General features: G+C 71.5%; 7 protein-coding genes. 4 read left to right on the top strand and 3 right to left on the bottom strand.

What is annotated here, in order from left to right; translation table 11 throughout:
- Positions 1 to 268: 268 nt before the first annotated feature.
- Both IE263_RS46750 and IE263_RS46745 read right to left on the bottom strand, forming a co-directional pair.
- Positions 269 to 1,024 carry an IclR family transcriptional regulator gene (locus IE263_RS46750; RefSeq protein ID WP_189944256.1) on the bottom strand — a complete coding sequence of 252 codons (756 nt, stop codon included), beginning with the start codon at positions 1,022 to 1,024 and terminating at the stop codon, positions 269 to 271.
- Positions 1,021 to 2,532: an APC family permease gene (locus IE263_RS46745; protein WP_229911556.1), complete on the bottom strand. Its 1,512-nt coding sequence runs from the start codon at positions 2,530 to 2,532 to the stop codon at positions 1,021 to 1,023. The genes IE263_RS46750 and IE263_RS46745 overlap by 4 nt, the downstream gene beginning before the upstream one ends.
- Before the next feature lie 304 nt (positions 2,533 to 2,836).
- Between IE263_RS46745 and IE263_RS46740 the strand changes: the two genes are divergently transcribed.
- From IE263_RS46740 to IE263_RS46725, 4 genes are read left to right on the top strand one after another with little or no spacing between them, the layout of a single operon-like run.
- On the top strand, positions 2,837 to 4,282 hold the full coding sequence (locus tag IE263_RS46740) for an APC family permease (protein WP_189944255.1): 1,446 nt from the start codon (positions 2,837 to 2,839) through the stop codon (positions 4,280 to 4,282).
- Entirely contained in the window at positions 4,279 to 6,174 is a 1,896-nt protein-coding gene (locus tag IE263_RS46735) for a primary-amine oxidase (protein ID WP_189944254.1), read from the top strand. The genes IE263_RS46740 and IE263_RS46735 overlap by 4 nt, the downstream gene beginning before the upstream one ends.
- Before the next feature lie 6 nt (positions 6,175 to 6,180).
- Positions 6,181 to 6,654 (top strand): hypothetical protein, encoded by a 474-nt coding sequence (locus IE263_RS46730; protein WP_189944253.1) that lies wholly within the window; start codon positions 6,181 to 6,183, stop codon positions 6,652 to 6,654.
- 35 nt (positions 6,655 to 6,689) lie between these two features.
- Positions 6,690 to 7,643, top strand: coding sequence for an aldehyde dehydrogenase family protein (locus IE263_RS46725; RefSeq protein ID WP_229911555.1), 954 nt, complete (start codon positions 6,690 to 6,692; stop codon positions 7,641 to 7,643).
- 491 nt (positions 7,644 to 8,134) lie between these two features.
- On the opposite strand, the gene IE263_RS46720 is transcribed toward IE263_RS46725, so the two are convergent.
- Positions 8,135 to 9,820: a CocE/NonD family hydrolase gene (locus IE263_RS46720; RefSeq protein WP_189944252.1), complete on the bottom strand. Its 1,686-nt coding sequence runs from the start codon at positions 9,818 to 9,820 to the stop codon at positions 8,135 to 8,137.
- Positions 9,821 to 9,851: the final 31 nt, after the last annotated feature.

The raw sequence follows: 9,851 nt of genomic DNA, 5'->3' as shown, positions 1-9,851 counted from the left end.
CGGGCTCGCCGTTTGCTTGATCACCCATCGCCACGTCCAACGCCTTTGTTAGGGCCTCTAAGAGGGGAAAGCAGCGGTTGACAGCGGCGCAAACCGGCCCGCACAACCACTCAAGGAGATGACGTATGCCCAGGTCGGAGGTATAGCCCCCGCCCAAGCGCCGTCGCTTCCCAAGCTGAGAGTGCGAGTTCGATTCTCGTCACCCGCTCTTTTTGGAGCCCCAGGTCAGTGGCCTGGGGCTGGTGCTTTGTGGGGGCGGTGCTGCCGCTCAGGCCAGTAGCGGCGCCAGCCGTTCCGCGTGCTCCCGGACCACGGCGATCAGGTCGTCGTTCGGCTGGGCCACGCGGGCGGGTGGGCCGGAGAGGGCGAGGCCGGCCACGAGGGCGCCGGTGGTGGGGTGTCGTACCGCCACGGCGAGGCAGCCGCGGTCGGTGCGGAGTTGGCCGCTCTGGCGGGCGAGGCCGGTCTCCGCGATCTGTTTGAGTTCGGCGGTCAGCTGCGCGCCGTCGGTGATCGTGTGCTGGGTGAAGCGGCGCAGGTCGGGAGCGACCGCGTGCCAGTCGGGCTGGGCGGCCAGGAGGAGTTTGCCGAGGGCGGAGGCGTGCGGGTAGCGGGCCAGGAGGGCTTCCTCGGACGGGGGGTGATCGGGGTCCGGGTCGGTCATCACCAGGCGGTCGGTGGTGAAGGAGGCCAGGTGGACGCCCCAGCGGGTCCGGGTGCGCAGGTGGTCGAGGACGGTGCGGGCGGCCAGCGGGAGGTGCGGGGGCGCGGGGACGCAGAGGCGGGCGGCGCGACGGCCGAGCGCGAAGCCGCCCAGGCCGGGCAGGCGGACCAGGTACTCCTCGGCGACCAGCAGGTTGAGCAGGCGGTACGTGGTCGCCGGGGGAAGCCCGAGTGCCGTCGAGATCTCCTTGGCGGTCACCCCGGGGCCCGCGGCGATCACCTCCTCCAGGGCGGCCAGCGCGTTGCGGATCGCCCTCGGCTGGCGGCCGGACAGCGCGGTCGGATCCATCGAGGGACTCATGCGGCATCCCGGGATGCCGCATCGGGGGCGCCCAGGAGGTCGGCGGTGCTCGTCTCGTCGTAGATCCCCACGGCCGCGAGCTGGCCTGGGCGGCGGGTCCGCAGCCAGGCGAACCACAGCGTGCCGGCCGCCAGGGCCGCACCGATCGCCCACAGGGCGCGCCCGGACTGGGCCGCGAGGAAGGCGCCGAGGACGGTCAGCAGGGCCGGCGCGCAGATCGCCGTGACCACGACGGGGCCGATGGTGAGTTCGCCGATGCGGTGCAGGAATACAGGGGCCGCGACGCAGACCAGCAGGTACGCCACCAGGTAGCCGAAGGTGGCCGTGTTGAGCAGGATCATCAGCGAGCGGCCCGTGTCCACGCCCGCCAGTCGCATCGCCACGGGGACGGCCGCGGTGAGGGGCAGGGCGGCCGCGATCGCCACGTGGGGAGTGCGGTGCCGCGGGTGGGCGGCGCCCAGCGGGCGGGGTGCGATGCGCTCGCGGCCCATCGAGAACAGCACCCGGACCAGGGCGGTGGCACTGGCGAGCGCGGCGGCGAAGAAGGACAGCGCGATCCCGGCCTCCAGGAGGACCGACAGCCAGGGAAGGCGCTGGGTGGTGGCCAGGGTGTCCACCGGCTCCCGCTGTCCGGCCAGTCCGCCTCGTACGTCGGCGAGGCCGATCTGCTGGGCGTAGGCGGCCAGCAGACAGAGAAGTCCAGCGACCGCGGCCGTCGAGCGTACGGCCCACGGGACCGTGCGGAAGGGGCGGCGGGCCTCGACTCCCACGGCCGCCGCCGCCTCGAACCCGACGAACGCGCCGAGTGCGGGCAGTACCCCTGCCGCCGTCCTGGCCAGGTCCGGCGGCGGGAGTCCGAGACGGTGCAGGTCGTGCGGTACGCCGTGCCGGACCAGCAGCGCCCCGAAGATGACCAGCATCAGCACGATCGACGTGGCCTCGATCAGCAGCATCAGGCGGGCCGCGGGCCGGATGCCGCGGATCATGAGGACGGCCGCCAGGGCGGCGAGTGCCAGTACGACGGTGACGAACACGCCGGTCGTCGACCCCGCCCCGGCCCGTGCGAGCAGCGCGCTCAGGTAGCCCGCCGCACCCGTGAAGCCCGCCATGGTCAGCACGCCGTACCCGATGAGCAGGCCGCAGCCGCTGACGAACGCGCCGACGGGCCCGAGTCCCTGGGCGGTGAGGCTGTAGAGCGAACCCGCGGCGGCCATCCGGTGGGTGAACTGGCCGATGCACATACCGATCAGCAGCGCGAGCCCGGTCGCCACGGCGAACGACCAGACGGTGGAGCCGCCGGCCGTGGCGGCTACGATCGCCGGGGTCGCCGCCATGGCCGCGGCGGGCGCGGCACCGGCCACCGACTGGGCGAGGACCTGGAGTGGGTCGAGCCCGCGCCGGTCGAGGCCGTGTACGGGAGAGCGGGTGGGCAGCCTGTTCGACTCGGACATGGCCGCGGCGGCCAGGCCCGCGTAGCCGGCGACGGGCGAGGCCGGTCGTTCCTGCATGGGCGGTTCACTCTCCTCGCGGAACCCCCGTGAGACGGGGGACGGGGGCGCGTTCCGCCGCAGCAAAGTAACCCGCCCGCGGTTTCCGCGGAATCGCAAGCGTGTTAACCGCCGATGTCCCGAAGTGAGAATTCCGGTCCGCGGGTTTCCGGGTTCCGAGATTCCGTACGGCCGTCGTTCCCTCGCCCCGCGACAGCGCTGACCAGTCTTTCCGTACCGGGAGAGCGGGCGTTGCCCCCAGGTGACGGCACGGCGAACGTCGGTCCTCGTCGGCATGCGCCTCGCCCAGATCCCGGGAGGATCCATGGACGCGCCACCTGAGAGAAACGCCCTCACCGGCTCGCTGGGAGTCGGATCGATCGTCTTCATGGTCGTCGCCGCGGCGGCCCCGCTCACCGTCGTCGCCGGCGCCGTCCCGGTGGGCATCGCCCTCGGCGACGGCGCCGGCTTCCCCGCCACCTTCGTCATCTGCTGCGCGGTCCTGCTGCTGTTCGCGGTCGGCTTCTGCGCCATGACCCGGCACGTGCCGAACGCGGGCGCCTTCTACACGTACGTCCAGCAGGGGCTGGGCCGGGTCACCGGCCTCGGGTCCGCCTTCCTGGCGCTGGCCACCTACACCGCCGTGCAGCTCGCGGTGTACGGATACATCGGCGCCACCCTGCAGGGGCTGGTCGTGCACTACGGCGGTCCGGAGCTGCCATGGCCGGTGTACGCCGTCGCCGCACTGGCCCTGGTGGGCGTGCTCGGCTACCGGAACATCGAGCTGTCCAGCAAGGTGCTCGGCGTGCTGCTGCTGTGCGAGGTCGGCATCGTGCTGGTCTTCGACCTGGTGGTGACCGTCCAGGGCGGCGACGCCGGGTTGTCCACGGCGTTCCTGAAGCCGTCCGAGGTCACCTCGGGCTCGCCCGGCATCGGGATCATGTTCGCAATCGCGAGCTTCCTGGGCTTCGAGGCCACCGCCGTCTTCCGCGACGAGGCCCGCGATCCGCAGCGGACGGTGCCGCGCGCCACGTATCTCGCGCTGCTGCTGATCGGCGGCTTCTACACGCTGTCCTCGTGGGCGCTGGTGTCGGCGTGGGGCGACGGCGAGGTGGTCGAGCAGGCGGGAGCCGACCCCGGCGGCATCCTGATCACGACGATGACCCGCTACCTCGGGACGGTCGGCGGAGACCTGACCCAGGTCCTGCTGGTGACCAGCCTGTTCGCCGCGCTGCTCGCCTTCCACAACGTGGTGGCCCGGTACGCCTTCTCGCTCGGCAACTCCGCCGCCCTGCCCGCCTCCTGGGGCCGCACCCACGCCAGGCACGGCTCCCCGCACCTGGCGTCCCTGGCCCAGAGCGCTTCCGCACTCGTGCTGCTGGGCGTCTTCGTGGCCGCGGGCCTGGACCCGGTGACCCAGGTCTTCGCCTGGATGGCCGGGACCGCGACGCTGGGTGTCCTGGTGCTGATGGCGCTCACCTGCCTCGCGGTCGTCGTCTTCTTCCGCCGTACGAAGGCCGACACCCGCCTCTGGCACACCCTTCTCGCCCCCGTCCTGGGCCTGGCCGGGCTGGGTGCCTGCCTGGTGCTGACCGTCTCGAACTTCCCCCTCCTCATCGGCGGCTCCACCAGCCTCGCCCTGACGATCGAAGGGGTCCTGGCCGCCTTCTTCGCCGTGGGCGTCGCCCTCGCCCTGGCACGGCGCGACGCGGCCCGTGCCACCGGCCGCCGCTCCCACCCGACCCACTCCCCCCTGGAGGAGACGGTATGACCGCTCATCCCCTCGACCTGGTCACGGAAGACGAACTCCGCGCGGTGAAAGCCGCGTTGACCACCGCCGGCCTGCTCACCGAGACCGCGCGTATCGCCTTCTGCGGCCTGGAGGAGCCCGACAAGGCCGCCGTCCTCGCCCACGTCCCGGGCGCCGAGGTCGACCGCCGCTTCCGTGTCCTCCTGCTCGACCTGCCGACCGGCGCCTCGCACGACGTGATCGTCTCCGCGTCCCGCTCCGAGATCGACCGGGCCGTCCTGCTCGATCCCGCCACCACCGGCCAACTCCCCATCACCGACACCGAGTTCGAACTGGTGGAGGAGATAGCCCTGGCCAGCGAGGAGTGGTGCGACGCGCTGAAGCGGCGCGGTCTGGACCCCGCCACCGTCCGCACCGTCCCCCTGTCGGCGGGCGCCTACGACGACTGCCCACCCGGGGACGGCCGCCGCATCGTGCGCGCTCTGGGCTTCCAGCAGCTCCACGACAAGGACCACCCCTGGGCCCACCCGGTCGACGGCGTGGTGGCCTACGTCGACCTCACCGCCCGTACGGTCGTCGAGGTCGTCGACCACCGCGACCTGCCCGTCCCGGCCGAGTCCGGCAACTTCGACGACCCCGAGGTCGCGGGCGAGCCGCGCAGCACGCTGAAGCCGATCGAGATCACCCAGCCGGAGGGCCCGAGCTTCGCACTCGACGGCAACCTCCTGACCTGGCAGAACTGGAGTCTGCGCATCGGCTTCAATGAGCGCGAGGGCCTGACGCTTCATCAACTGGCCTTCGACGACCGGCCGATCGTCTACCGGGCGTCGATCGCCGAGATGGTCGTCCCCTACGCCGACCCCTCCCCCGTGCGCTACTGGCAGAACTACTTCGACGCCGGCGAGTACATGTTCGCCCGGTACACCAACTCCCTGGAACTGGGCTGCGACTGCCTCGGCGAGATCACCTACGTGGACGCGGTGATCGCCGACGACTTCGGCGACCCGCGCACGATCCGCAACGCGATCTGCATCCACGAAGAGGACTACGGCGTCCTGTGGAAGCACAGCGACATGTTCGCGGGCTCGAACGAGACTCGCCGCCAGCGCCGCCTGGTCGTCTCCTTCTTCACCACCATCGGCAACTACGACTACGGCTTCTACTGGTACCTCTACCTCGACGGCACGATCCAGTGCGAGGCGAAGGCCACCGGCGTCGTGTTCACGTCGGCGTATCCGGAGGAGGGGCACCCGTACGCGACCCAGATCGCGCCGGGCCTCGGTGCGCCCTTCCACCAGCACCTGTTCTCCGCCCGGCTGGACATGACGGTCGACGGCACGCGCAACGCCGTGGAGGAGGTGGACGCGGTCCGGGTGCCGATGGGTCCCGGGAACCCGTACGGCAACGCGTTCGCCGAGCGGCGCACCCGTCTCGGGCACGAGTCGGATGCGCGGCGCCTCGCGGATCAGGGGCGGGCGCGCACCTGGCACGTGGTGAACCCGGAGAAGGTCAACCGCCTCGGTCGGCCGGTCGGTTACGCCCTGTATCCCGAGGGCCAGCCGGTACTCCTCGCCGACGACGCCTCCGCCATCCACGACCGCGCCGCCTTCGCCACCAAGCACCTGTGGGTGACGGCGTACGACCCGGACGAGCGCTACCCGGCGGGCGACTTCGTCAACCAGCACCCGGGCGGCGCGGGCCTGCCCGCCTGGACGGCGGCCGACCGGACGGTGGACGGCGAGGACATCGTGCTGTGGCACACCTTCGGCCTGACCCACTTCCCGCGCCCCGAGGACTGGCCCGTCATGCCCGTCGACTACGCGGGCTTCACCCTCAAACCGGTCGGCTTCTTCGACCGCAACCCCACCCTGGACGTGCCGCGCTCCGCGAGCCGCCACTGCCACGGGGGCTGATCCGCGGTGATGCTGCTCGCGGCGGTGCTCGGGCTGGTGAGCTGTGCCTGCGGTGTGGCGGAGCGGCCGGTTCGGGTGCGCCGCTGGGTGCCGCATCTGGTCATGGCCGCCGCGATGGCGGCCATGGCCCTGCCCGAGGTGACCCCGGGCCCGCTCGGATGGTGTCTGCTGCTGGCCGCCACCGTGATCTGGGTCGCCCGGGACGACGACCTGCTCGCGGCGGGGTTGCCGGTGGCGTACGACCTGCTGGGCATGGCCGGGCTGCTGTTCGTGCACTGGCGGGCGGCGCTCGGCGGACATGCCTCGATGCACGAGGAGACCCTGCCCGACCGGTCGTACACCTGGGCCGCCGTCGCCGTCGTCGCGCTGTGGGCCGTGGCCCGGTTCGGGGCGGTACCCCGGACCTCGCATCCGCACCCATGGGCCCGGATCGGCGGGCCGGCGATGGCCGCCGCGATGGCGCTGATGCTCCTGACCTGACCTGTTCCACCGGCGGACAAGGAGCGCCGCACATCATGAGCGCCGACGAACTCACCCAGCCTATAAGGCACTTCATCTCCAGCGGCCCCAAGAAGCTGCTGATCGACGGGGAGTGGGTGGAGGCGGCAGCGGGCGCCGTCTTCGCCACCCACGACCCGGCCACCGGTGAGAAGGTCACCGATGTGGCCCATGGCACGGCCGAGGACGTGAACCGGGCCGTCGCCGCCGCCCGCCGCGCCATCACCGAGGGCCCGTGGAGCAGGATGACCCCCTCCGAGCGGAGCGGGCTCGCCTGGCGGATCGGTGACCGGATCCTCGAACGGGCCGCGGACTTCGCCCAGTTGGAGGCGCTGGACAACGGCAAGTCCGCGGGCGTGGCACAGGCGGTGGACGTCACCTGGGCGGCGGACATCTTCCACTACTACGCGGGCTGGGCCACCAAGGTCGAAGGGCGGACCATCCCGGTGTCGGTGCCGTGGGTGCCGGGCGCCGAGTGGCACGCGTACACCCTGCGCGAGCCGGTCGGGGTCTGCGCCCAGATCATCCCGTGGAACTTCCCGCTGCTGATGGCGGCGTTCAAGGTGGCGCCCGCCCTGGCCACCGGCAGCACCGTGATCCTCAAACCGGCGGAGCAGACCCCCCTGACCGCCCTCCTGCTGGGCGAGATCATCCAGGAACTCGACGTCCCGCCGGGTGTGTTCAACATCGTCACCGGCTTCGGCGAGGCGGGCGCCGCCCTCGCCTCGCACGACGACGTGGACAAGGTGGCGTTCACCGGTTCCACGGAAGTCGGCAAGAAGATCGTCGACGCGGCGCGGGGCAACCTGAAGAAGGTCTCCCTGGAGCTGGGGCGGCAAGAGCCCGAACATCGTCTTCGCGGACGCCGACCTGGAAGCGGCGGTGGCCGGTTCGGCGGTACAAGCAGTCCGGTTGGGGGCGGGAACTCGGCGAGGGCGCCATCGATCTCTACACCCAGGTCAAGGCCGTGAACATCCAGTTGTGAGGGGGGTGCGCCCGTCGGCGGGGCTTGGCGGCACGGCCTCGCCGACGGGCGCGAGCGGGCCGTGGTGTCGGCCGTGTGAGCCGACGGCGTGCCCATAGCGTGCCCGTAAGACCGGTCAATCACGGTCACCAGCGGTGCGATGCTGCGCTCCCGAGCGCCACGCCAAAGCACATAGGCCCAGCTCAGAAGGCATCCGGATCTCCACGCGCCGTCGCTTCCCAAGCTGAAAGTGCGAGTTCGATTCTCGTCACCCGCTCCATGATGAAACCCCAGGCCAACAGCCTGGGGTTTGTTTGTTGTCCGATCCCATTCAGGGGCTCGTTCGGGACCGCCGTCGAAGCCGGATGGGAACAGTCGATCAGTACCTTGCCGTCCGGAACCGTCCGGGTCACCGAGTACGCCGGCTTCGCGGCCCCGCACCACCGCTGGACGTGCTGCCGCAGTTCGGCCGGCGGCGTGGCCGTCCCGGCGTGGTGCCTACGCTTCTTGGCGGGCCGGAACCACCGGCAGGACGATGCGGGAGGGCCGGGTGGGGTCGTGGAAGACCTGCTGGCGGGCCACTCGGGCCGTGGTCGCGTTCTCCTCGGGTTCGCCTGTGTTGAGGTTGCGGTCCCAGCGGGGGAAGTTGCTGGAGGTGACCTGGACCCGTATGCGGTGGCCCGCCTTGAAGACGATGCTGGTCGACCACAGGTCCACGACGTGTTCGGCCGCCTCGCCCGGTGTCGTCGCGCGCACCCGCACGATGCCGTCCGTCACATTGCGGGAGACACCGTGCTCGTCTACGTCGCACAGGCGTGCCACCCAGTCGGTCGAGGGTCCGTCCGTGGCGGCGAAGAGCACAGCCCGGACGCGGCCGGTCACCTCGACGTCCTCGGTGAGCGGTTCGCTGGTGAAGACCAGGACGTCCTCGCGTCCCTCCACGTCCCTCTGGTCGAGAGGCCCGGGACGGAACTCCTCGGACATCAGCAACGCGCCGCCGGTCGTGGGCACCGGGTCCATGGGGTCGTAGGTGAACTCCTCGGCCCGCTCGGCCGTGGACGGCGGCTCCTGCGTCAGGCGTCCGTCGGCGCGCAGGTGGAAGTCCGTGTCCACGGCCCGCGACAGGGGCCATTCCGTCTCCTCGCGCCACTGGTTGATCCCCATGACGAACAGCAGCACCGCGCCCGTGTCCGGCTCCAGCGCCTCGCCGTCGCCGAGCGTGCGCTGGAACCAGTCGAGCTGGAGGCCGTGCAGGGGTCCGCGCATGCCCATGAAGGCGGAGTTCGCGCCGAACCCGAAGTTGACGTCGCCGATGACGTGCTGCTGGTTGGCGTGACTCCACGGACCCATGACCAGCGTGGCGGGCCGGCCGGCGCGGCGCATGGCGGTGAAGTTGTCCAGCGTGCCCTGGGTGAAGATGTCGTACCAGCCGCCGACCTGGAAGGTGGGCAGGTCGACCTCGTCGTGCCGGCCCGCGACACGGCAGGAACGCGCCCAGTCGGGCTCGCGCCGGGAACGCTCGTAGCCCAGCTCGGGCAGGTCGTGCCGGACGAACGCGGGAAACCGCCCGGCGGGCAGTTCGCCGTAGCCGCCGTCGGCCAGGCCGTCGAGATCCTGCACGAGCCCGCCGAGGCTGCCGCCGAGCGTGGCCGGGTCGGTGCTGTGACGGCGCATCAGCGCGTCTGCGCCCATCATGAGGGACCAGGGCGCGGTGATGCCGAGTTCGATCGCGCCGCCGCGCGTCCACAGTCCGTCGTCCGGGTCGGACCACGTGACCATCGGCGCGATCGCCTTCAGCTCCGGCGGCTTGGACAGCGCCGCCGTCCACTGGGTGTTGCCGAAGTAACTGGCGCCGATCATGCCGACGGAGCCGTTCGCTCCGGGAAGGGCAGCGGCCCACCGTACGGTGTCGTACCCGTCGCTCTCCTCGTACGTGAACGGCTCCCAGTCCCCATCGGAGGCGAACCGGCCGCGGGTGTCCTGAAGGACCACCATGAAGCCACGCCGAGCCGCCGCCAGGGGATCGAGGAGGGAGATCGCCAGGGCCATCTGCTTGCCGTACGGCAGTCGGCTCAGCAGCACCGGCCACGGCCCCGTACCCCCGGGCCGGTAGACATCGGCGCGCAGCACGGTGCCGTCACGCATCTGAGCCGGAACATCGAACTCGATCTGAATCTCTGCCACGCGCTGCTCCTTTGCATGCCGCGACGCTGTC

Source organism: Streptomyces aurantiogriseus, from assembly GCF_014649375.1.
Lineage (GTDB): Bacteria > Actinomycetota > Actinomycetes > Streptomycetales > Streptomycetaceae > Streptomyces > Streptomyces aurantiogriseus.
The sequence above is the reverse complement of the archived record's forward strand: the minus strand, read 5'-3'. Positions and strand labels throughout refer to the sequence as shown.